Source organism: Pseudomonas sp. Eth.TT006 (assembly GCF_054456575.1).
In genome coordinates, this window is the sequence record NZ_JBTJEN010000002.1 from 418,668 (window position 1) to 439,922 (window position 21,255).

The following is a 21,255-nucleotide window of genomic DNA, read 5'->3' on the forward strand; positions in this document are numbered from 1 at the left end:
TTTCTGCCCGGGAGCCTGCCAATGGACACCGAAGCCTGTAACGAACAAGCCCGCAAAGCCCACGCCTTCAAAGCCCTGCATGAGCGACCGGGGATCTTTGTCATGCCCAATCCGTGGGACGCCGGTTCTTCGAAGATGCTCGCCAGCCTGGGTTATCAGGCGCTGGCAACCACCAGCGCCGGTTACGCGTTTTCCCAAGGCAAGGCCGACGGCGCCCTGAGTCTCGATGAAACCCTGGCCAATGTCCGGGCGATTGTCGCGGCGACTGATCTGCCGGTGGCGGTGGACCTGGAAAACGGTTTCGCCGATGAGCCCGCCGAGTCTGCGAAAAGCCTGTTGCGCGCCGCCGAGGCGGGGGCGGTCGGTGGTTCGATCGAGGACGCCACAGGCCGCGCCGACGCGCCGATCTATTGCTTCGAACACGCCGTGGCGCGCATCGAAGCTGCCGTCGCGGCCGTGCGCACGCTGCCATTTCCCTTCACCCTGACCGCCCGCGCGGAAAACTATCTGCACGGCAATCCTGATCTCATCGACACCATCCGCCGCTTGCAGGCTTTCGCCGAAGCCGGCGCCGACGTGTTGTACGCGCCAGGTTTGCGCAATGCCGAAGAAGTGTTGGCGGTGGTGCGCGCGGTGGCGCCGAAACCCGTCAACGTGTTGATGTCCGGCGGCTTGAAACTGAGCGTGCGGGCGCTGGAAGAAATGGGTGTGCGCCGCGTCAGTACCGGCTCGGCCCTGGCGTTGGCGGCGTTCGGCGAATTTTTCCGTGCGGCGGAAGAGATCCGCGATTCGGGGACTTTCACTTTTACCGCGCAATCGATGCCGTACGCCAAGGCCAATCAGTTCTTCAAAGGCTGAGCATGGGGCGCTGGATCGCGCTGTCGCTGCTGCTGATCGTCACGAGCGCGCTGGTCAGCGTCTGGCGTGGCTGGCTGGACGTGCCGGCGCCATGGAATCCGTGGGCGCCGCTGGATGTGCAGGCTGCGCCGAACTGGCTGAGCGGTTTCAAGTTGATGCGCCTGCGCGGCAATCCCGAGTTATGCGCACAGGCGCTGCGCAGTTCCGATCTGCGCGTCACCGCGCAAGCCGACAGCCCCGACGCCAAGTGTCCGCTGCTCGGCGCGGTGCGTGTGCAGGGCGGGGAGACGGCGTTGAGCAGCAGCTTCCTCGCCAGTTGCCCGCTGGCGGTGGCGTACGCGATGTTCGAACGGCATACCCTGCAACCCGCCGCACAGGCGCTTTACGGCCAGCCTGTGGCGCGTGTCGATCACCTTGGCAGCTTTGCCTGCCGCAATGTCTATAACCGCGAGGGCGGGGCACTCAGTCGCCACGCCAGTGCCGATGCGCTGGATATCGCCGGTTTTCGCCTGGCGGACGGGCGCGTCATCAGCGTGCTCAAGGACTGGCCGAAACACAATCAGGACGCGCAGTTTCTGCGTCAGGTGCGCGATGGCGCCTGCGAGGCGTTCAGTGTGGTATTGAGCCCGGATTACAACGCCGCCCATCGCAATCACTTTCATCTCGATGTCGGGCGCTGGAGCGTGTGTCGCTGAGGGATCAGGCGGCGAGGCGCAGGTTCTGCAGAACGATCGGGCGCGCCCAGCCGTTATCGAAGTCCAACGCTTTCTGCTGCTCGATGATTTCTTCCGGCGGGAACGGCGGAGAAGGTTTCTGCAGCAGGTCGAGGTCGAACTCGGCAATCGGCAGGTACAGCGGTTTTTTCTGCGGCGCCGGGCCTGGCTCAGGCACCGGCTGACCATTGTTGATCACGATCGGCCGAACCCAGCTGCTGTCGAAATCCTGCTGCTGTTGCTGTGCGTGGATTTCTTCCGGCGGGAATGGCGGGAACGGCTTGTCCAGCAGTTCGGTGTCGAACTCGGCGATCGGCAGGAACAGCGGCTCCGGCGGCCGCACTACGGTTTCGACCACGTCGCACTGACGCTGCTCGACGATGTGCGCGTGCAGCTCGCTGCCCAGGGTCGGTTCTTGCGGGCTGTTCAGGTCAACCGGTGGAAACGTGCCACAGGCCGGCACCACATCACTCGTCTGTTCGGCCAGGGCCTGGGCAAAGAAATCCTGCCACAGGTGACTGACGCCGCCCAATGCTTGAGTGTTATGACGGCTGAAGTCGCCCTTGGGCGAAATGTAGCCAATCGATGTGGGAAGAATGCCTGACATTTTTTTCGGTTGACGCTCAGCTCTGGCAAAATGTGCGTTGATTGGTTTATCGGCCACCTTTTGCCGATCCTTAACTTTTTTGAGCGTGTTTTCATGATTGAGCAACCCGCGGCCTGCCGCATCCATGTCCAGGCCTTGAGCCCGACGTTTGCCGCGCAAGCCGAACAGTGGGCCGAGCGTCTGGGCCTGCCGCTGCAAGTGGCCGACGGCGAGTTCGCCCTGCAACTGGGCGAGCACGGTTTGCAGCTGCAACAGCTGGGCCCGGATGCACCGGGGCCGGTGCGGGTGGATTTTGTCGAAGGTGGCGCGGCGCACCGGCGTCTGTACGGTGGCGGCAGCGGGCAGATGATCGCCAAGGCCGTCGGCATCGCCCAAGGCGTGCGCCCACGGGTGCTGGACGCCACGGCGGGGCTGGGCAAGGACGCGTTTGTGCTGGCCAGTCTGGGTTGTGAAATGAGCCTGATCGAGCGTCAGCCGTTGATCGCTGCGCTGCTGGAGGACGGTCTGGCGCGGGCGGCGGAGGATTTCGACGTGGCGCCGATTGTCGCGCGGATGAAGCTGCTCAAGGGCAACTCGATCGAGGTCATGCGCAACTGGGAAGGCGAGCCACCGCAGGTGATCTACCTCGACCCGATGTTCCCGCACCGCGAGAAAACCGCGCTGGTAAAGAAAGAGATGCGCCTGTTCCGGCCGCTGGTCGGTGATGATCCGGACGCGCCGGCATTGCTCGAAGCGGCGCTGGCCCTGGCGACGCACCGCGTGGTGGTCAAGCGCCCGCGCAAGGCGCCGTGCATCGACGGGCCGAAGCCGAGCCATGCGCTGGATGGCAAGTCGAGCCGTTATGACATTTACCCGAAGAAGGCGCTCAAGCCTTAAAACCGAGTCGCCTCAATCGCTGGCAAGCCAGCTCCCACAGGTTTTTGTGTCGTTCGCACAAATTGTGTTCAGCGCATCCCTTGTGGGAGCTGGCTTGCCAGCGATGGCGTCAGAACAGGCGCTATAAAATCAGAGCCTGTAAGCCCGCATAAACAACCCCACCACCTCCTGCATATGACTCTCCGCCGCCTCATCGCTCAGCGGCCATCGCTGGCAAGCCAGGTCCACAGGTTTTTGTGTCGTTCGCACGATTTGTGTTCAGCGCATCTCTTGTGGGAGCTGGCTTGCCAGCGATGGCGTCAGAACAGGCGCTATAAAATCAGAGCCTGTAAGCCCGCATAAACAACCCCACCACCTCCTGCACATGACTCTCCGCCGCCGCTTCGCTCAGCGGCTCGCCGCAGCAATACAGCAAACGAAAATTCCCCGCGCCCTTGATCAGGCAGAAGAAATGCTCGGCGGCATTACGCGGCTGGTCGATGCGCAACGCGCCAGTTTCGTCGATGCGTTTCAGCAGGCGCTCCATGCCTTGCACCATGCGTTCGGGGCCGGCGTCGTAGAAGATCTTCGACAGCTGCGGATCCTGGGTGCCCAGCGCCATCATCAAACGATGCAGATTCACCGACTCTTCGCTGTTGATCAGTTGGTGAAAGCCTCGGGCAATGTTCAGCAACACATTTTCCACGGCGATGCCGGTGGGCAATTCGAAGAACAGCGGCGGTAATTGCTCCTCGCACTTGGCCACCACGGCGGAGGAGAACAACGTTTCCTTGTCGTTGAAGTGGCTGTAAACCGTCAGTTTCGACACCCCGGCCTCAGCGGCAACCGCGTCCATGCTGGTGCTGGCGTAGCCTTGACTCAGAAACAGGGCTTTCGCCGCATCGAGGATGGCCTGGCGCTTGGCCGGATCCTTCGGACGCCCCGGGCCGTTTGGTGCTGCAGGATTGTTCGACATTCTTCGCTTTTAATACTGGACTGGTGAGTTTGCTATTAATACCATACCGGCCAGTATAAATATTCCAAGCACCATTAGCGAAAGGTCCGTCACCATGTTCCGCCATGCGTTGTCCTTTGCCGTGCCAGTCAGCCTGGCCTTTTTATTGTCCGCATGCGGTCAGGAAGAGGCGGCGCAAGTCAGCATCCGACCGGCCATGGTGGTGCAGCCAGAGCCTTCGGCGCAGGCGATGGAAAGTTATCCGGGTGAGGTTCGCGCGCGCTACGAACCGGATCTGGCCTTTCGCATCGGCGGCAAAGTCAGCCGACGACTGGTCGAAGAAGGGCAACGAGTGAAAGCCGACCAGCCACTCGCCGAGCTCGATCCGCAGGACGTGCGCCTGCAGCTCGAAGCCACCCGCGCGCAGGTCGCCGCCGCCGAAGCCAATCTGAACCTGGTGCGTGCCGAACGTGACCGCTACAAGACCCTGATGGAGCGGCAGATGGTCAGCCGTTCCGCCTACGACAACGCGGAAAATCTCTACCGCTCCGGCGAAGCCCGCCTCAAGCAAATCAAAGCCGAATTCAACGTCTCGACCAACCAGGCCAGTTACGCCGTGCTGCGTGCGCCGCAGGACGGTGTGGTGGCCAAGCGCTCGGTGGAAGTCGGGCAGGTGGTTGCCGCCGGGCAAACCGTGTTCACCCTTGCCACTGATGGCGAGCGCGAAGTGTCGATCAGCCTGCCGGAGCAGAGCTTCGGCCGATTCAAGGTCGGGCAGCCGGTCACTGTCGAATTGTGGACCCAGCAAAATCAGCGCTTTGCCGGGCAGATCCGTGAACTGTCGCCGGCCGCCGATCCGAAATCCCGCACCTTCGCCGCGCGCATCGCGTTCACCAGCGGTAAGGTCCCGGCCGAACTCGGCCAGAGCGCGCGGGTGTTCGTGCAGTCGACGGATGCGGTGCCGCTGTCGGTGCCGCTCTCGGCGCTGACCGCAGAAAACGGCGCGACCTACGTCTGGGTGGTCAACGCCAACAACACCTTGAAAAAGACGCCGGTACGCGTCGGCCCCTTCGGCGAGAAAACGGTGCCGGTGCTCGAAGGCCTGAGCGCCAGCGACTGGGTGGTTGCCGCCGGCGTCCACGTATTGCTCGACGGGCAGCAGGTGCGGCCCGTGGATCGCTCCAACCGTGTGGTCAATCTGGCGGACAAGGAGTAAGCCCCGATGCGCTTCAACCTTTCCGAATGGGCGCTGCGTAACCGCCAGATCGTTCTGTTCCTGATGCTTTTGCTGGCGATCGTCGGTGCTTTGTCCTACACCAAATTGGGGCAGAGCGAAGACCCGCCGTTCACCTTCAAGGCCATGGTGATCCAGACCCGCTGGCCGGGCGCAACCGCGCAGGAAGTCTCGCGTCAGGTCACCGAGCGCATCGAGAAGAAACTCATGGAAACCGGCGAGTACGAGCGCATCGTATCGTTCTCACGCCCGGGTGAGTCGCAGGTCACGTTCATCGCCCGCGACTCGATGCATTCCAAGGAAATTCCTGACCTCTGGTATCAGGTGCGCAAAAAGGTCAGCGACATTCGCCAGACCTTGCCACCAGGCATTCAGGGTCCGTTTTTCAATGACGAATTCGGCACCACGTTCGGCAATATCTACGCGTTGACCGGCGACGGTTTCGACTACGCGGTGCTCAAGGATTACGCCGACCGCGTCCAGATTCAGCTGCAGCGGGTCAAGGATGTCGGCAAGGTCGATCTGCTCGGGTTGCAGGACGAGAAGGTCTGGGTCGAGCTGTCCAACGTCAAACTTGCGACCCTCGGCTTGCCGCTCGCCGCGGTGCAACAGGCGCTGGAAGAGCAGAACGCGGTGTCCACCGCCGGCTTCTTCGAAACCGGCAGCGAGCGCGTGCAACTGCGGGTCTCGGGGAATTTCCAGAGCGTCGACGAGATCAGGAACTTCCCGATCCGCGTCGGTGACCGCACCTTCCGCATCTCCGATGTCGCCGATGTACGCCGTGGTTTCAACGATCCACCGGCGCCGCGCATGCGTTTCATGGGCGAAGACGCCATCGGTCTGGCAGTCGCGATGAAGGACGGTGGTGACATTCTGGTGCTGGGCAAGGCACTGGAAGGCGAGTTCTCGCGCCTGCAGAAAAACCTTCCGGCCGGCATGCAATTGCGCAAGGTCTCGGATCAGCCGGCCGCAGTGAAAACCGGGGTTGGCGAGTTCGTTCAGGTGCTGGTCGAGGCGCTGGCGATTGTGTTGCTGGTGAGCTTCTTCTCCCTCGGGGTGCGTACCGGCATGGTGGTCGCGCTGACCATTCCGCTGGTGCTGGCGATGACCTTCGCCTGCATGTATTACCTTGGTATCGGCCTGCACAAGATCTCCCTCGGCGCGCTGGTGCTGGCGCTGGGTTTGCTGGTGGACGACGCGATCATCGCCGTGGAAATGATGGCGATCAAAATGGAGCAGGGTTTCGACCGGATCAAGGCAGCGAGCTACGCCTGGACCAGCACTGCATTCCCGATGCTTACCGGTACGCTGATCACCGCCGCCGGGTTTCTGCCGATCGCCACGGCGCAATCCGGCACCGGCGAATACACCCGTTCGATCTTCCAGGTGGTGACCATCGCCTTGCTCGCCTCATGGGTGGCCGCGGTGATGTTCGTGCCGTATCTGGGGGAAAAACTCCTGCCGGATCTGGCGAAGATTCACGCCGCCAAACACGGAACCACTGATGGGCAAGCAGACCCGTATGGCACGCCGTTCTATCAGCGGGTGCGACGTCTGGTGGAGTGGTGCGTGGCGCACCGCAAGACCGTGATCGTGCTGACAGTCGGGCTGTTTATCGCGTCGGTGATGCTGTTCCGATTCGTGCCGCAGCAGTTCTTCCCGGCCTCCAATCGACTGGAGCTGATGGTCGATCTGAAACTGGCCGAAGGCGCGTCGCTGGCCAACACCACGGCCGAGGTCCAGCGCCTGGAAGCGCTGCTCAAGGATCATGCCGGCATCGACAATTACGTGGCGTATGTCGGCACCGGTTCGCCGCGTTTCTACCTGCCGCTGGATCAACAATTGCCGGCGGCCAGCTTCGCCCAGTTTGTGGTGCTGGCGAAAAACATCGAAGAGCGCGAAACCTTGCGCACTTGGTTGATCAGCACCTTGAACGAACAATTCCCGGCGCTGCGCTCGCGGGTCACGCGTCTGGAAAATGGGCCGCCGGTTGGCTATCCGGTGCAGTTCCGCGTCACCGGTGAGCACATCGAGGAAGTCCGTGCGCTGGCGCGCAAAGTGGCGGCCAAGGTGCGCGAGAACCCGCATGTGGTCAACGTGCACCTGGATTGGGAAGAGCCAAGCAAAGTCGTGTACCTGAACATCGATCAGGACCGCGCCCGGGCCTTGGGGGTGAGCACCGCCAACCTGGCGAAATTCCTCCAGAGTTCGCTGACCGGGTCGAGCGTCAGCCAGTACCGCGAGGACAACGAGTTGATCGAGATTCTGCTACGCGGCACGGTGCATGAGCGTACCGAGTTGTCATTGCTACCGAGCCTCGCGGTGCCGACCGATAACGGCCGCAGTGTGGCGCTGTCGCAGATCGCCACGCTGGAATACGGTTTCGAGGAAGGCGTCATCTGGCATCGCAATCGTCTGCCGACGGTGACCGTGCGCGCGGACATTTATGGCAAGGAGCAGCCGGCGACGCTGGTGCAGCAGATCCAGCCGACGCTTGATCCGATCCGCGCCGAATTGCCTGACGGCTATTTGCTGGACGTGGGCGGTACGGTGGAGGATTCGGAGCTTGGGCAGAAGTCGGTGAACGCCGGGGTGCCGATGTTCATTGTGGTGGTGCTGACGTTGCTGATGGTGCAGTTGCGCAGTTTTTCGCGCACGGCGATGGTGTTTCTGACGGCGCCGCTGGGCTTGATCGGGGTGGTGCTGTTTCTGCTGGTGTTCCGCCAGCCGTTCGGATTTGTGGCGATGCTGGGGACGATTGCGCTGTCGGGGATGATCATGCGCAACTCGGTGATTCTGGTGGATCAGATCGAGCAGGATATCGCCTCGGGGTTGACGCCTTGGCAGGCGATTATCGAGGCGACGGTGCGGCGCTTTCGGCCGATCGTGTTGACGGCTCTGGCGGCGGTGCTGGCGATGATTCCGTTGTCGCGCAGTGTGTTTTTCGGGCCGATGGCGGTGGCGATCATGGGTGGGTTGATTGTGGCTACGGCGCTGACGCTGTTGTTTTTGCCTGCGCTGTATGCGGCCTGGTTTCGGGTGCGTCGGGAGGGGTGAGCCTTGGCGGCCTTTGGGCCGACCAGGTTCTTGGGGTTTTGGGTGTATATCCGTTTTTTGGGGTGTAGCGGCTGGCGGTTTCGCCCTTACGGCGAGTCACTTTGGCAAACGCCCCAAAGTAACCAAAGGTCTGTGCCCCAACGTTCGGCCCTCGCCGTGGCTCGGGTCCCTTCGCTCCGGGATCCATCCGGGGGCATCGCCTACGGTTTGCTTCGCTGCACCTCCTCTCGATGTGTGCGGCTGCGCCGCACGGTCGCTGCGCTCCCACCCCCGGATGCATCCCTCCACTCAGCCTGCCGACGGGGCCTGCAGATCAAGAGCTGCAGCCGAGCTAACGCTCATCCTGTTGATTGGTGAAGAGCGGATGCGGTTTGCTTTGGCTTTTCTGTGGGAGCGGGCTTGCTCGCGAAGGCGGCCTGACAGCCGACCTGATTCTTGATGTTGAACGCATTCCCTGTAGGAGCTGCCGCAGGCTGCGATCTTTTGACTTTGGCTTTTCGAAATCAAAAACAAGATCAAAAGATCGCAGCCTGCGGCAGCTCCTGCATTGAGTCTGGGCGGGTATCGATGATTTGCCGGTTAATCGATATTAAAAAGCCCGCTGACCGTTAACGGTTCAGCGGGCTTTTTCGTGCAGCAGCAAAATTACAAAGCGCCGAAGACCTTCTTCGCCAGACCGGTCGCTGCAGCAGCGGGATTCTTGCGCAGGGTTTCTTCCTGTTTGCCGATCATTTCGAACAGGCCGTTGAGCGCTTGTTCGGTAACGTAGTTTTCGACGTTGGCGCTTTTCGCATCGACCACGCCGAGGGTCGCGGCCTGGCCGGCGAAGCTGTTGTATTTCTGTGCGACGCCGACTTTGTCGGTGGCTTGTTTGACGATGGGCAGGAATTTGGCGCGGATCTGTTCGCGGCTGGTTTTGTCCAGGTATTGGGTGGCCGAGTCGTTGCCGCCGCTGAGGATGCCTTTGGCGTCGGCCACGGTCATTTTTTTTACGGCGTCGACGAGGATTGGCTGGGCCTGGGTCACGGCGGTTTCCGCGGCTTTGTTCATCGCGGTTTCGAGCTCGTCGACCTGGGCGCCCATGCCGAAGGCTTTCATTTTGCTGGCGACTTTACCGAGTTTGCCCGGCAGTTCGATTTTCACTTCCGGGTTGTTGCTGAAACCGCCCGGGGTGCCGAGTTGTTTGACGGCCAGTTGTGCGCCTTGGGTCAGGGCATCCTTGAGGCCGCCGGTGGCGTCTTGTTGTGACAGGTCGCTGAGCGACAGCGCCAGCACGTTGGCGGAGATCATCAAGCCCGCGCACAGGCCGGCGAAGCGAAGGGTAGGGCGGAGCATGGCGGCTTCCTTGTTGGACAGTTAGCGGATGGCGTCGACGCGGATTTTCAGCGGCTGCGGATCGTTGCCGTCCAGTTGCACGGCGTGGTTTTCGGTGGTGATGAACATCAGCTCGCCGTTGACTTCGATGCGCGCGCTGATCGAGTAGCGATGACCGGGTTTGACCTGCGCCGGATCGTAGCTCAAATGAAACGGCAGCGGCACCTGACCTTTGACCGGGCCTTTCTGTTCGTCGAGGACCACGGCTGGCGCGTCGGCCAGCGACACGTCCTGCAGGCTCACGCTCAAGGTCGCGCTCGGTGGCAGGGCGATGCGTTGCAGGTAGAACACTTCGCCGTCGAGGCCGACTTTGCCGGCGGGGGTGGTCGACTGGCAGGCGCTGAGCAGCGTCGCGACGGCGAGCAAAGTGATTTTTTTCATCGATTGTTGTCCTTTTCAATGTAGGAGCGGGCTTGCTCGCGAAGGCGGTATTTCAGTCACTGGGATGTCGACTGACACGGCGCTTTCGCGAGCAGGCTCGCTCCCACAGGGTTTTGCATCAGGCCTCGGGCGCTGGGGCCGGTACGTCTGCGGCATCTTCACTGCGATGCAACGCCACCTGGCGGATCGACAAACGAATCTCCGCCGGCAACACGCGTTTGGCCGCGCCCTCGGCCAGTTCGCCGAGCAGTTCGTGGTAGCTCAGTTTGCCGGCTTCGTCGCGGCGCAGCACGTCGAGGTCGAGCAGGGTCTGGATGAAGTGGCGGAACAGGCTCTTGTCGAAGAATTCCGGCGCGTTCAGGCCGTGCAGGATCGACAGGCGCTGGGCCATGACCGTGCACAGGTCTTCCAGTTCTTCGGCGCTGATGCTGTTCTGCCCGGCGTTGAGCAGCAGCGACACGGTCATGTAGAAGCGCTGCAGGGTCTGCGCGATGCTTTTCGACAGCAGGGTCAGCAGCACGAAGTGCCGCGAACTCGGGGCGGGGCGCAGGTACACGTCCTTCTCGAAACGTAGCAGGCCTTGCTCGACGAACGCTTCCAGCCACTGGTCGATCACCGCGTCGAGTTCGTCCAGGCTCCAGCGAATGAACAGCTCTGCCTGCAGGTACGGATACAGCGCACGGGTGTAGCGCAGGATCTGCTCGCGGCTCATGCGCGAGGTACTTTGGAAGAAGCTCGCCAGCAGCGCCGGCAGGGCGAAGATGTGCAACACGTTGTTGCGGTAGTAGGTCATCAGCACCGCATTCTGCTCGTCCAGATACAGAATCTTGCCCAGCGCATCGTTCTGCTCGGACAGCAGGTCCATGTCCTTCACATGTTCAATCAGCGCGCGGCCGTCGCCTTCCGGCAAGGTGGTGTGCGGCGAGTACGGCACTTTGCGCAGCAGCGCCAGATACAGATCCAGCACCCGCGCCATGGCCCGGTCGTCCAGTGCCAGACGCGTAGTGGACAACAGCGCCAGCGCCACCAGATTGACCGGATTGATCGCTGCCGCTTCGTTGAGGTGCTGCGCAACTTTGTCGCCGAGGCGGTTGGTGGTCTCGTTGAGCCATGCCGGTTTGAACTGCGGACCGAGGTCCTGCTGACGCCAGCCCGGTTGTTCGCTGTCGAGGAATTCCGCCAGTTTGATTGGCTCGCCGAAGTTCACCGCGACCTGGCCGAAACGCTGCTTGAGCGCGCCGATGACTTTAAAGATGTCGAAGATCGATTCCTTCTTCTTGCTCGCGCCGCGCAGTTCGCCGAGATAGGTCCGACCTTCCAGTACGCGTTCATAGCCGATGTACACCGGCACGAAGACGATCGGCATCCGCGAGGAGCGCAGGAAGCTGCGCAGGGTAATGGCGAGCATGCCGGTTTTTGGCTGCAGCATGCGCCCGGTGCGCGAGCGGCCGCCTTCGACGAAGTACTCGACCGGGAAACCTTTGGTGAACAGGGTGTGCAGGTATTCGTTGAACACCGAGGTGTACAGCGGATTGCCTTTGAATGTGCGCCGCATGAAGAACGCGCCGCCACGCCGTAGCAGGCTGCCGATCACCGGCATGTTGAGGTTGATCCCGGCGGCGATGTGCGGCGGGGTCAGGCCGTTGCGGAACAGCAGGTACGAGAGCAGCAGGTAGTCGATGTGGCTGCGGTGGCACGGCACGTAGATCACTTCGTGACCCTGGGCGACCTGTTGCACGCCTTCGATGTGGTTGACCTTGATCCCGTCGTAGATCTTGTTCCAGAACCAGCTCAGCACCACTTCGAGGAAGCGGATCGCGGTGTAGGTGTAGTCCGAAGCGATCTCGTTGCCGTAGCGCAATGCCTGGGCCTTGGCTTTGTCCAGCGAGATGTTCTCGCGCTCGGCCTCTTCCGCGATCGCTTGCTTGACCAGTGGCTGGTTGAGCAAGCCCTTGACCAGATTGCGTCGGTGCGAGATGTCCGGGCCGATCACTGCCGCCTTCAGGTTGCGGAAGTGCACGCGCAGGATGCGCTGGGCCATGCGCACGGTGCGTTCGTGGCCCTTGTTGTGCTCGATCAGATCGCGCAGGTGGATCGGCGCCGAGAACTGCACGCGGGTCTTGCGCCCGAGGACGATGATGCTCAGCAGTCGCCGCAGGCGCCCGGTGACCGCCCAGCTGTCGGCGAACAGCAGCTTCCACGGGCTGTTTTCGCTGTCCGGCGACTGGCCCCAGAACACGCTGACCGGAATCACCTGCGCGTCTTCGGCCGCGTTCTGCGTCAGGGCGCTGACCAGACGGGTCAGGGTCGGTGGCGCACCGCGCTTGTCCTGGCGGCCAAGCCAGTCCGGATCCGGCGTCAGGTAAAAGAACGCCGCCGGCTCGATCAGCGAGCCGACCGACACCGGCAGCACCGGACGTGGCAGCCCGGCCTTGGTGCACTCTGTATCGACCACCGCCAGATCGGTGAGCGAAGGATTTTGCAGGACGTAGAACACCGGACGACTGCGATCGAGGTTGAGGGAGAGTGACGACTGATTGATCGTCTCCGAGCGAACCCAGAGGTACAACAGTCGGCGCAAGGTGCCAAACACAAGACGGCGGAACGGGGAACGGGTCATACGGCTTCTGCGTGAGTGGATAAAACCGAGCAGATGCTCGGGCGGACGATAGTGTGACGGATTCGCTGAAAATCGGCAAAAAAGCGGCGAAGTAATCTCCTGTTGAGAGTTTTCGCGCCTGTCATATACTCGGCAATCTGTCGCCGCGGCCCTTTATGGACGTCGGGCGCAGTCTGACGTTCCGCAAAGGCTTTCCTGCGAAAAGCCTGTTCAATAATAAAAAAGGAGTATGAACAGATGGCAACACGTGAAACCGGCAACGTGAAGTGGTTCAACGACGCCAAGGGCTACGGCTTTATTCAGCGCGAAGACGGGGTGGACGTGTTCGTGCACTACCGCGCGATCCGCGGCGAAGGGCATCGGTCGCTGACCGAGGGTCAGCAGGTTGAATACGCGGTGGTGGAAGGGCAGAAGGGGTTGCAGGCGGAAGACGTTGTAGGCCTGTAGCTTTCAAGATCAAAAGATCGCAGCCTGCGGCAGCTCCTACAGGGGGAATGCATTCCAAACTGTAGGAGCTGCCGCAGGCTGCGATCTTTTGCTTTTTAAGCGGTTTTCCAGGTGATCTCTTCTTCTCCGTCGGCGCTGATGCGAATCCAGCGATCGGCGGTTTCGTCGCTTTCTTCTTCAACCCACGTCCCCGGGGCGCAACGCACTTCCACGTTCAGCGCGGCGAAGGCGGCGCGGGCGCAGGCGATGTCGTCGTCCCATGGGGTCGCATCGCTTTCCAGGTACAGGCTGTTCCACTTGCCCACGGCTTTTGGCAGCCAGGTCACCGGAACATTGCCTGCCTTGCACTTGTAGGTCTGGCCTTTCTGTACCCAGTCGCTGCACGGGCCGATGGCTTCGCCGAGCCAGTTGGAAATGGCCTTGTGGTCGACGTCGGCGTCTTTCAGGTAAATCTCGATATCCGGTTGGCGCATGGATGTCCTCACTGCGGGTCTGAAAAATCCATTCGCGGATTTAGCCGGCCCCGGGCGCTCGCCCGAGACCATAAGTTATTGAAGAACGAAATAATCGTAGCGCATCGACACGGTGGTCACGAATGGCTCGGCCTGTTCGATCACCGCCGTGCGGCGCTCGGCACTGGCGCGCCAGCCGTGGGGCGTCATCGCCAGCAGGTTGGCGCGATCCTCGGGCTTGGCCAGCGTCAGTCTGAATTCCAGGGTTTCGCTGTGCGCCAGTGCCATGCCTTCGGGCACCAGGGCCAGATGCTTGTCGTCGGTGTACTCGCGTACTTCGTCGTACAGGCGTTCGCGCAGTTCCATCAGGTGGCCGCTGGTCGGGCCGACCTTCATCAGGCCGCCGCCGACGCTGAGCAGACGCTTGGCTTCTGCCCAGTCCAGCGGACTGAAAACACTGGCGAGAAACTGGCAACTGCCCGACGCCAACGGCACGCGAGCCATGCTGGCGATCAACCAGGTCAGCGCCGGGTTGCGCTTGCAGGCGCGCTTGACCGCTTCGCGGGAGATGTCCAGTGCGTAGCCATCGGCATCCGGCAGGGCTTCGGCAATTTGCGCGGTGTAGTAACCCTCGCCGCAGCCGATGTCGACCCAGCGATCCGGCGCGTAACTCGCCGCCAGTTCGGCCAGACGTTTGGCCACCGGCGCGTAATGCCCGGCATTGAGGAAGTCGCGGCGCGCCTCGACCATCGCCTGATTGTCGCCGGGGTCGCGACTGTTTTTGTGCTGCACCGGCAACAGGTTCAGGTAACCCTGACGCGCGCGGTCGAAGCGGTGGCCGGCAGGGCAGACCACGCCGTTATCCAGCGCATTCAGCGGTTCACTGCAGATCGGGCACGCGAGCATCAGGCGAGCAACTTGATCAGAGTCTGGTAGTAGATCTCGGTCAGCACGTCGAGGTCGGCTGCCAGCACGCGTTCGTTGACCTGGTGAATGGTCGCGTTGACCGGGCCGAGCTCAACCACTTGGGTGCCCATGGTCGCGATGAAACGACCGTCGGAGGTGCCGCCGCTGGTGGAGGCCTTGGTCTCGCGGCCGGTGATGTCACGGATGCTCGACGACACCGCGTCGAGCAGCGCGCCCGGCTCGGTGAGGAACGGCAGGCCGGACAGTGCCCAGTCGATGTGCCAGTCCAGACCGTGCTTGTCGAGGATGGCGGCCACGCGTTTCTGCAGGCCTTCGACGGTGGATTCGGTGGAGAAGCGGAAGTTGAACACCGCCACCAGATCGCCCGGAATCACGTTGGTCGCGCCGGTGCCGGAATTGACATTGGAAATCTGGAAACTGGTCGGCGGGAAAAAATCGTTACCGTGGTCCCAGTGCTCGGCGGCCAGTTCGGCCAGCGCCGGCGCGGCGAGATGGATCGGGTTCTTCGCCAGATGCGGGTAGGCCACGTGACCCTGCACACCGCGCACGGTGAGCTTGGCGCCGAGCGAGCCGCGACGTCCGTTTTTCACCACGTCACCGACCAGGGTGGTGCTCGACGGTTCGCCGACGATGCACCAGTCCAGACGTTCGTTGCGCGCCGCCAGACGTTCAACCACCGCTTTGGTGCCGTGGTGCGCCGGACCTTCTTCGTCGCTGGTGATCAGGAACGCGACCTTGCCCTTGTGGTTCGGGTAGTCGGCGACGAAACGCTCGGCGGCCACGGTCATCGACGCCAGGCTGCCTTTCATGTCCGCCGCGCCACGGCCGCAGAGCATGCCGTGTTCATCGATGATGGCGTTGAACGGGTCGATCTGCCAGGCACTGACCGGGCCGGTGGGCACCACGTCGGTGTGGCCGGCGAAGCACAGCACCGGACCTTCGTCGTTGCCGTGGATGGCCCAGAAGTTATCCACATCTTCGATGCGCATCGGCTCAAGGGTGAAGCCGGCATCGCCCAGGCGCTGCATCATCTGCTTCTGGCAATCGGCATCGACCGGCGTCACCGACGGACGGCGGATCAGGTCGATGGCGAGTTGGAGGGTCGGCGAAAGGTCGGCGTGGGCCGTCATGGAAAACTCCGGAGTCATGAATGTGGGCGCGGACTAAATGTGGGAGCGGGCTTGCTCGCGAAAGCAGTGTGTCAGTCGACATCAATGGTTAATGACACCCCGCATTCGCGAGCAAGCCCGCTCCCACAGGGATTAGCGCCGAGCCCCGCAAAATGGCGCTTATCTTAAAGCAAAACGGCGACCATTGGCCGCCGTTTAGTGCATCGGAAAGGAATTAGATGACAGGCGCCGGTTCAGGCTCCGCTGCCGGTTTCGGCAGCGACGAGAGGAGCGCCATGATCAGCGCCGCGACATATGGCAGCGACTGCACCAGCAGCATCGCCACCCAGAAGCGCATGTCGTTGCTCGGAATGCCTTGCACCAGGTAGATCCCCAGCGCCGCGCCCCACAACAGCAGCATGATGAACAACTCTTCCCGCGCTTCGGAAATCGCCACCCAGAAGCCGTGGTTGTCGGCGTTTTTCGGCGTGCGGAAGAACGGAATGCTGCTGGTGAAGAAGCCGTACAGCACCGCTTTGGCGATGGTGTGCGACAACGCCAGCCCGGCCAGCGCCGCGCAGAACGCATCCTTGAGGTTCACGCCGACGGCGCGACGGTACAGGAAGATGATCTTGCCGACCTTGAACACGAACAGCGCCAATGGCGGGATCGCGAAGATCAGCAGCGGCGGATCGACCCGTTGCGGCACGATGATCATCGCCGCCGACCACAACAGTGCGCCGACGGTGAAGAAGATATTCATGCCGTCCGCGACCCACGGCAGCCAGCCCGCGAGGAAGTGGTAACGCTGGCCACGGGTCAGCTCGGTGTCCTTGCCGCGCAGCAAACTGCCAGTGTGGCGCTTGATGATCTGGATCGCGCCGTAGGCCCAGCGGAAACGCTGTTTCTTGAAGTCAATGAAGGTGTCCGGCATCAGACCCTTGCCGTAACTGTCGTGGTAATACGCCGCCGACAGGCCTTTTTCGAACACGCGCAGACCGAGTTCGGCGTCTTCGCAGATGCACCAGTCGGCCCAGCCCAGTTCTTCCAGAACCGAGCGCCGGGTCATGGTCATGGTGCCATGCTGGATGATCGCGTCGCGGTCGTTACGGGTGACCATGCCGATGTGGAAGAAGCCTTTGTACTCGGCGTAGCAGAGCTTCTTGAAGGTGCTTTCGTTCTGGTCGCGGTAATCCTGCGGCGACTGCACCACGGCGATTTTCGGATCGGCGAAGTGCGGCACCATGTGCTTGAGCCAGTTCGGGTGCACGCAGTAATCGGAGTCGATCACGGCAATGACTTCGGCGTCCTTGGCGGTGTGCGGAATCAGGTAGTTCAGCGCGCCGCCCTTGAACCCGGCCAGAGGCGCGACGTGGAAGAACTTGAAGCGCGGGCCGAGGGTTTCGCAGTAGTCGCGCACCGGCTCCCAGACCGCAGGGTCCTTGGTGTTGTTGTCGATGATCAGGACTTCATAGTCCGGGTAATCGAGAGCCGCCAGCGCGTCGAGGGTCTGTTTGACCATATCCGGCGGCTCGTTGTAGCAGGGCACGTGGATCGAGACTTTCGGCCGGTAGTCGGAGTCACCGACCACTGGCAGGAATTCGCGCCGACGCTTGTGAATCCACACCGCTTCGGCCAACTCATGCGCCTCGGTCAGCAATACGATGAACACCCCCAGCGCACCCAGCGCCAGAAGAAAACCGACCGTCAGACTGAACCACGTGCTGTATTGCTGGCTGTAGTCGTAGCCGATCCACACCAGCACCGAGCCGCAAAGGAAGGCGATAAAGGTCAGGAAGGTGCGGCCGCGCTGACGCAGGGCCGAGCCGTCGATCATCAGCAGGGTCAGCGACAGCAGCGCCAACACCACCGAGCCGATGGCCAGCACGCGCCATTGCGGGATCGCCACGACCGGGCCTTCGAAGTTGAATTTCTGCTGGCGCGCAGCGTTGAACACGCCCCAGTAAGCGCCCACCGAACCCTCGTCGCTGGCCTTCCACGGCTGGTCGAAGGCTTCGATCACGAAGTAGTTGAAGCCCTGACGGTTAAGCTTGTTGACCAGCGTACGCAGGTAGATCGCCTGATCCGCCGGCGAGGCATCGGCGCCACCGCGCATGCGACCGTTGCTCGGCCAGCCCACTTCGGACAGCAGCAGCGGTTTTTTCGGGAACATCTTTTTCAGGTCGCGGGCGCGGTCGAAGACGAATTGCCCGGCCTTGTCCACCGGAATGAATTCCCAGTACGGCAGAACGTGGGCGGCGATCAGGTCGACGTGCCTGGCCAGTTCCGGGTGCTCTTCCCAGACGTGCCACTGCTCGGAAGTGGTCACCGGCACTTTGACGGCCGCGCGCACGCGATCGAGCAGCACGCTGAGGTCCTTGGCGGTGATTTCCTTGCGGAAAATCGCCTCGTTACCGACCACCACGCGAACCACGCTACGCGAGGTGTTGGCCAGTTCGATGGCGCGGGTGATTTCGCGCTCGTTGCGCTCCTGATCGGGGCTGATCCAGATCCCGAGGGTCACGCGCAAACCGAATTCTTCCGCCAGTTTCGGAATGTCCTGCAGCGTGCCGTCGACCGAGTAGATGCGGATGTTGTCCGTCAGCTTGCTCATGATCTCCAGGTCGCGGCGCATTTCATCGTCAGTTGGATACTGATCCTTCTGTGGGAATTGACCCTGCTGGAATGGCGAATAAGAGAAGCCGGAGATCTGCTCCGGCCAGTTGGGCGCGGAGACCGGGCGGTTGATCAGTGCCCAGAAACCGGTGAACAGGGCGGCAATTGCCAGAACCACCACCAGGTTGAGACCAAATTTACGCGATGACATAGCTATTTCGGGTTCCAAAGGCTGTGGAACGAAGGAACGGATCGGCTTACGCCAAAAGGGCGCGAATCCTACACCGGCACTCCACTAGTCGTACACCGGACAGGGAAATGCTCGATGTTGGGCAGTCTACTTTGACTTAAGTTCTTACACTTGTAGCTTGAAGCTTAAAACTTGTCGCTGCGTAGCCCTATAATGCGCGCCGGTTTTTGGGGTAATGGTCATGAGTACAGAAGATCCACGGTTTGCAGGCATCGCCCGTTTGTATGGCATCGAGGGTCTCGAGCGCCTGCGGGCGGCCCATGTGGCGATTGTCGGCGTCGGTGGCGTCGGGTCCTGGGCGGCGGAGGCCATGGCCCGTTGTGGCGTCGGCGAGATTTCACTGTTCGACCTCGATGACGTCTGCGTCAGCAACGCCAACCGCCAGTTGCACGCGCTGGACAGTACCGTCGGCAAACCCAAGGTCGAGGTGATGGCCGAGCGCCTGCGCGGGATCAATCCCGATTGCACCGTGAATGCGGTGGCCGATTTCGTCACTCGCGACACCATGGCCGAGTACATCACGCCGAACATCGATTGCGTGATCGACTGCATCGACGCGGTCAACGCCAAGGCTGCACTGATTGCCTGGTGCAAGCGTCGCAAGATCCAGATCATCACGACCGGCGGGGCCGGTGGGCAGATCGATCCGACGCTGATTCAGGTCTGCGACCTCAACCGCACCTTCAACGATCCACTGGCCTCGAAAGTGCGTTCGACCCTGCGCCGTGACTACGGCTTCTCACGCACCGTGACGCGCCATTACAGCGTGCCGTGCGTGTTCTCCACCGAACAACTGCGCTATCCGAAACCGGACGGCAGCATTTGCCTGCAGAAGAGTTTTGTCGGCGATGGCGTCAAGCTGGACTGTGCTGGCGGGTTCGGCGCGGTGATGATGGTGACGGCGACCTTCGGCATGGTCGCGGCGACCAAGGCGGTGGACAAGATTGTCGCCGGGGTTCGGCGGCCGGCGGATCGGGTCAAACCTCAGGTTTGATCAGCAGGGCAGATGGCCATTTCTGTTGGCAACTCAGCCCTCAGATTGAAATGCCTCCCCTGTAGGAGCTGCCGAAGGCTGCGATCTTTTGATCCTGTTTTTTAAAATCAAAGTCAAAAGATCGCAGCCTTCGGCAGCTCCTACAGGGTGGAAGCCAGTTCGTTCATGCGTTTTAGCACGGCATTAAGGCCATTACTGCGCGAGGGCGATAACTGCCGTGAAAGGCCCAGTTGACTGAACCAGTCCGGCAGATCCACCTGCTGCAACTCGGCAGCACTCAGACCATTGACCCGCGACAGCAACAACGCCACCAACCCGCGAATCATCCGCGCATCGCTGCTCGCCGCGAACTGCCAATGCCCGTCGCGCAGTTCCCCCACAAGCCACACCTGGCTCTCACAGCCATGTACCCGGTTGGCCTCGCATTTATCCGCCTCATCCAGCGCTGGCAGGCGATCGCCAAATTGCATCAGCAGGCGTGCGCGCTGTTCCCATCCCACGGCGTTCTGGAAGGTCTGCAACGCTTCGGCCGCGGCCAATGGCAAGCTCATCGCAACAACTCCAGCGCCTGATCCAGTGCATCGAAGAAGCGCTCCAGATCCTCGGAATCGTTATACAGCGCCAGCGACACACGAATCGCTCCGGCGAGTTCAAAGCTTTTCAGCAGCGGCATGGCGCAGTGATGCCCGGCGCGCACGGCGATGCCTTGTTCGGTCAGCAGGTGCGCCAGGTCGGCGTTGTGCACCCCTTCGACGACAAAACTGGCCAGCGCCAGTTGCGGTTTGCCCAGCAGGCGAATGCCGTTGCGCGCGGCCAGACCTTGCAGCAAATAGGCGTGCAGCGCCGCTTCGTGAGCGGACACCGCGTCCTGATCGAGCGCGGCCAGATAGTCGAGGGTCGCGCCGAGGCCGATCACGCTGGCAATCGGCGGCGTTCCTGCCTCGAACCCCAGCGGAGCAGGGCGGAAGCGCGCGTCGTGATAGTTGGCCTCGAGCACCATTTCGCCGCCGAACTGCCACGGCTGCAGTTGCTCGAGCGCCTTGTTGCGCCCGAACAGCACGCCGAGGCCATCGGGGCCGTACAGTTTGTGGCTGGAAAACACATAGAAGTCGCAACCCAGCGCCTGCACATCGTGACGACCGTGCACCACGCCTTGGGCGCCATCGACCACGGTCAGCGCGTTCTGCGCCTTGGCCATCGCCAGCAGTGCCGGCAGCGGTTGCCAGGCGCCGATTACGTTGGACAACTGACTGACCGCCAGCAAGCGAGTGCGCGGGGTGATCAGACGCACGGCGGCGCCGAGGTCGATCACCCCGTCAGCGTCCAGTGGCAGGATCGCCAGTTTCAGCTCGCGACGCTTGGCCAGTTGCTGCCATGGCAGCAGGTTGGCGTGATGCTCCAGGGCGCTGATGACAATTTCATCGCCTGGCTGGAAAAGATGTTCCAGGCCATAGGCCAGAAGATTCAGCGCGCTAGTGGCGCCGTGGGTAAAGATGATCTGCCCGCTGTCACCGGCATTCAGCCACTGGGCGACCTTGAGCCGACTGTCTTCGAACGCCTGCGTCGCATGTGCGCCGGGCAGGTGTTGCGCACGATGCACATTGGCCGCGCCGTTGGCGTAGTAATGCGTCAGTGCGTCGAGCAGGGCCTGGGGCTTTTGCGTGGTGGCGGCGTTGTCCAGATAGGTCTGGTCCTGCCGTTGCAGGGCGGCGATGGCCGGAAAGTCGGCGCGCCAGGGGGAGGGAATCATCATCTGTTCAGCCCTGTGATCTTGGGCGGGTATACACCGAACCTTGTGGGAGCGGG

The 21,255-nt window shown here is 62.0% G+C and carries 18 protein-coding genes; 7 read left to right on the forward strand and 11 right to left on the reverse strand.

The annotated features are described in order from the left end of the window. Positions 1-21 precede the first annotated feature (21 nt). Together ACXR0M_RS05075 and ACXR0M_RS05080 are read left to right on the forward strand one after the other, a co-directional pair. The gene (locus ACXR0M_RS05075) at positions 22-858 is read left to right on the forward strand and encodes an isocitrate lyase/PEP mutase family protein (RefSeq protein ID WP_458830504.1); all 837 of its coding nucleotides are present in this window, start codon (positions 22-24) and stop codon (positions 856-858) included. A gap of 2 nt (positions 859-860) precedes the next feature. Further along, entirely contained in the window at positions 861-1,553 is a 693-nt protein-coding gene (locus ACXR0M_RS05080) for an extensin-like domain-containing protein (RefSeq protein WP_458830506.1), read from the forward strand. 4 nt (positions 1,554-1,557) lie between these two features. Here ACXR0M_RS05080 and ACXR0M_RS05085 read toward each other — a convergent pair whose 3' ends face one another. After that, positions 1,558-2,178 (reverse strand): energy transducer TonB, encoded by a 621-nt coding sequence (locus tag ACXR0M_RS05085; protein WP_458830508.1) that lies wholly within the window; start codon positions 2,176-2,178, stop codon positions 1,558-1,560. A 93-nt stretch (positions 2,179-2,271) separates the two neighbouring features. Here ACXR0M_RS05085 and ACXR0M_RS05090 point away from each other — a divergent pair, with 93 nt between their 5' ends. Continuing rightward, entirely contained in the window at positions 2,272-3,054 is a 783-nt protein-coding gene (locus tag ACXR0M_RS05090; RefSeq protein ID WP_458830510.1) for a class I SAM-dependent methyltransferase, read from the forward strand. Positions 3,055-3,373: 319 nt separating this feature from the next. Here the strand turns inward: ACXR0M_RS05090 and ACXR0M_RS05095 are convergent, their stop codons facing one another. Then, the gene (locus ACXR0M_RS05095; RefSeq protein ID WP_458830512.1) at positions 3,374-4,009 is read right to left on the reverse strand and encodes a TetR/AcrR family transcriptional regulator; all 636 of its coding nucleotides are present in this window, start codon (positions 4,007-4,009) and stop codon (positions 3,374-3,376) included. A 94-nt stretch (positions 4,010-4,103) separates the two neighbouring features. Here ACXR0M_RS05095 and ACXR0M_RS05100 point away from each other — a divergent pair, with 94 nt between their 5' ends. Both ACXR0M_RS05100 and ACXR0M_RS05105 read left to right on the forward strand, forming a co-directional pair. Next, positions 4,104-5,204 (forward strand): efflux RND transporter periplasmic adaptor subunit, encoded by a 1,101-nt coding sequence (locus ACXR0M_RS05100; protein WP_458830514.1) that lies wholly within the window; start codon positions 4,104-4,106, stop codon positions 5,202-5,204. A gap of 6 nt (positions 5,205-5,210) precedes the next feature. After that, on the forward strand, positions 5,211-8,279 hold the full coding sequence (locus ACXR0M_RS05105; protein WP_458830516.1) for an efflux RND transporter permease subunit: 3,069 nt from the start codon (positions 5,211-5,213) through the stop codon (positions 8,277-8,279). A 645-nt stretch (positions 8,280-8,924) separates the two neighbouring features. Here ACXR0M_RS05105 and ACXR0M_RS05110 read toward each other — a convergent pair. The 3 genes from ACXR0M_RS05110 to plsB all read right to left on the reverse strand — a co-directional run bounded on the left by ACXR0M_RS05110 (position 8,925) and on the right by plsB (position 12,654). Then, positions 8,925-9,614 carry a DUF4197 domain-containing protein gene (locus ACXR0M_RS05110; RefSeq protein WP_458830518.1) on the reverse strand — a complete coding sequence of 230 codons (690 nt, stop codon included), beginning with the start codon at positions 9,612-9,614 and terminating at the stop codon, positions 8,925-8,927. 21 nt (positions 9,615-9,635) lie between these two features. Further along, complete coding sequence (locus ACXR0M_RS05115; protein WP_458830520.1) at positions 9,636-10,034, reverse strand: YbaY family lipoprotein; 399 nt, start codon at positions 10,032-10,034, stop codon at positions 9,636-9,638. A 118-nt stretch (positions 10,035-10,152) separates the two neighbouring features. Next, positions 10,153-12,654, reverse strand: a complete 2,502-nt coding sequence (plsB, locus tag ACXR0M_RS05120) for a glycerol-3-phosphate 1-O-acyltransferase PlsB (RefSeq protein ID WP_458830523.1) — start codon at positions 12,652-12,654, stop codon at positions 10,153-10,155. A gap of 237 nt (positions 12,655-12,891) precedes the next feature. Between plsB and ACXR0M_RS05125 the strand changes: the two genes are divergently transcribed. Further along, entirely contained in the window at positions 12,892-13,101 is a 210-nt protein-coding gene (locus tag ACXR0M_RS05125) for a cold shock domain-containing protein (protein ID WP_007954750.1), read from the forward strand. A gap of 95 nt (positions 13,102-13,196) precedes the next feature. Here the strand turns inward: ACXR0M_RS05125 and ACXR0M_RS05130 are convergent, their stop codons facing one another. The 4 genes from ACXR0M_RS05130 to ACXR0M_RS05145 all read right to left on the reverse strand — a co-directional run bounded on the left by ACXR0M_RS05130 (position 13,197) and on the right by ACXR0M_RS05145 (position 18,416). Beyond that, the gene (locus ACXR0M_RS05130) at positions 13,197-13,574 is read right to left on the reverse strand and encodes a hypothetical protein (RefSeq protein WP_458830526.1); all 378 of its coding nucleotides are present in this window, start codon (positions 13,572-13,574) and stop codon (positions 13,197-13,199) included. 75 nt (positions 13,575-13,649) lie between these two features. Continuing rightward, complete coding sequence (locus ACXR0M_RS05135) at positions 13,650-14,459, reverse strand: putative RNA methyltransferase (protein WP_458830528.1); 810 nt, start codon at positions 14,457-14,459, stop codon at positions 13,650-13,652. Further along, entirely contained in the window at positions 14,459-15,610 is a 1,152-nt protein-coding gene (dapE, locus tag ACXR0M_RS05140) for a succinyl-diaminopimelate desuccinylase (protein WP_458830530.1), read from the reverse strand. The genes ACXR0M_RS05135 and dapE overlap by 1 nt, the downstream gene beginning before the upstream one ends. Before the next feature lie 214 nt (positions 15,611-15,824). Next, positions 15,825-18,416 carry a glycosyltransferase gene (locus ACXR0M_RS05145; protein WP_458830532.1) on the reverse strand — a complete coding sequence of 864 codons (2,592 nt, stop codon included), beginning with the start codon at positions 18,414-18,416 and terminating at the stop codon, positions 15,825-15,827. Positions 18,417-18,630: 214 nt separating this feature from the next. Between ACXR0M_RS05145 and tcdA the strand changes: the two genes are divergently transcribed. Further along, a complete protein-coding gene (gene tcdA, locus ACXR0M_RS05150) occupies positions 18,631-19,449 on the forward strand; it encodes a tRNA cyclic N6-threonylcarbamoyladenosine(37) synthase TcdA (protein WP_458830534.1) in 819 nt (272 codons plus the stop codon). Positions 19,450-19,589: 140 nt separating this feature from the next. Here the strand turns inward: tcdA and ACXR0M_RS05155 are convergent, their stop codons facing one another. Further along, entirely contained in the window at positions 19,590-20,000 is a 411-nt protein-coding gene (locus ACXR0M_RS05155; protein WP_458830536.1) for a SufE family protein, read from the reverse strand. After that, on the reverse strand, positions 19,997-21,202 hold the full coding sequence (locus tag ACXR0M_RS05160) for an aminotransferase class V-fold PLP-dependent enzyme (RefSeq protein ID WP_458830538.1): 1,206 nt from the start codon (positions 21,200-21,202) through the stop codon (positions 19,997-19,999). Before ACXR0M_RS05160 ends, ACXR0M_RS05155 begins: the two co-directional genes overlap by 4 nt. Positions 21,203-21,255 lie beyond the last annotated feature (53 nt).

Coding starts and splice junctions, on each gene's coding strand:
- ACXR0M_RS05105 (WP_458830516.1), top strand. CDS start 5,211: ATGCGCTTCAACCTTTCCGAATGGGCGCTGCGTAACCGCCAGATCGTT.
- tcdA (WP_458830534.1), top strand. CDS start 18,631: ATGGTCATGAGTACAGAAGATCCACGGTTTGCAGGCATCGCCCGTTTG.
- ACXR0M_RS05145 (WP_458830532.1), bottom strand. CDS start 18,416: ATGTCATCGCGTAAATTTGGTCTCAACCTGGTGGTGGTTCTGGCAATT.
- ACXR0M_RS05135 (WP_458830528.1), bottom strand. CDS start 14,459: ATGCTCGCGTGCCCGATCTGCAGTGAACCGCTGAATGCGCTGGATAAC.
- ACXR0M_RS05075 (WP_458830504.1), top strand. CDS start 22: ATGGACACCGAAGCCTGTAACGAACAAGCCCGCAAAGCCCACGCCTTC.
- ACXR0M_RS05125 (WP_007954750.1), top strand. CDS start 12,892: ATGGCAACACGTGAAACCGGCAACGTGAAGTGGTTCAACGACGCCAAG.
- plsB (WP_458830523.1), bottom strand. CDS start 12,654: ATGACCCGTTCCCCGTTCCGCCGTCTTGTGTTTGGCACCTTGCGCCGA.
- ACXR0M_RS05130 (WP_458830526.1), bottom strand. CDS start 13,574: ATGCGCCAACCGGATATCGAGATTTACCTGAAAGACGCCGACGTCGAC.
- ACXR0M_RS05160 (WP_458830538.1), bottom strand. CDS start 21,202: ATGATGATTCCCTCCCCCTGGCGCGCCGACTTTCCGGCCATCGCCGCC.
- dapE (WP_458830530.1), bottom strand. CDS start 15,610: ATGACGGCCCACGCCGACCTTTCGCCGACCCTCCAACTCGCCATCGAC.
- ACXR0M_RS05085 (WP_458830508.1), bottom strand. CDS start 2,178: ATGTCAGGCATTCTTCCCACATCGATTGGCTACATTTCGCCCAAGGGC.
- ACXR0M_RS05155 (WP_458830536.1), bottom strand. CDS start 20,000: ATGAGCTTGCCATTGGCCGCGGCCGAAGCGTTGCAGACCTTCCAGAAC.
- ACXR0M_RS05090 (WP_458830510.1), top strand. CDS start 2,272: ATGATTGAGCAACCCGCGGCCTGCCGCATCCATGTCCAGGCCTTGAGC.
- ACXR0M_RS05110 (WP_458830518.1), bottom strand. CDS start 9,614: ATGCTCCGCCCTACCCTTCGCTTCGCCGGCCTGTGCGCGGGCTTGATG.
- ACXR0M_RS05095 (WP_458830512.1), bottom strand. CDS start 4,009: ATGTCGAACAATCCTGCAGCACCAAACGGCCCGGGGCGTCCGAAGGAT.
- ACXR0M_RS05100 (WP_458830514.1), top strand. CDS start 4,104: ATGTTCCGCCATGCGTTGTCCTTTGCCGTGCCAGTCAGCCTGGCCTTT.
- ACXR0M_RS05080 (WP_458830506.1), top strand. CDS start 861: ATGGGGCGCTGGATCGCGCTGTCGCTGCTGCTGATCGTCACGAGCGCG.
- ACXR0M_RS05115 (WP_458830520.1), bottom strand. CDS start 10,034: ATGAAAAAAATCACTTTGCTCGCCGTCGCGACGCTGCTCAGCGCCTGC.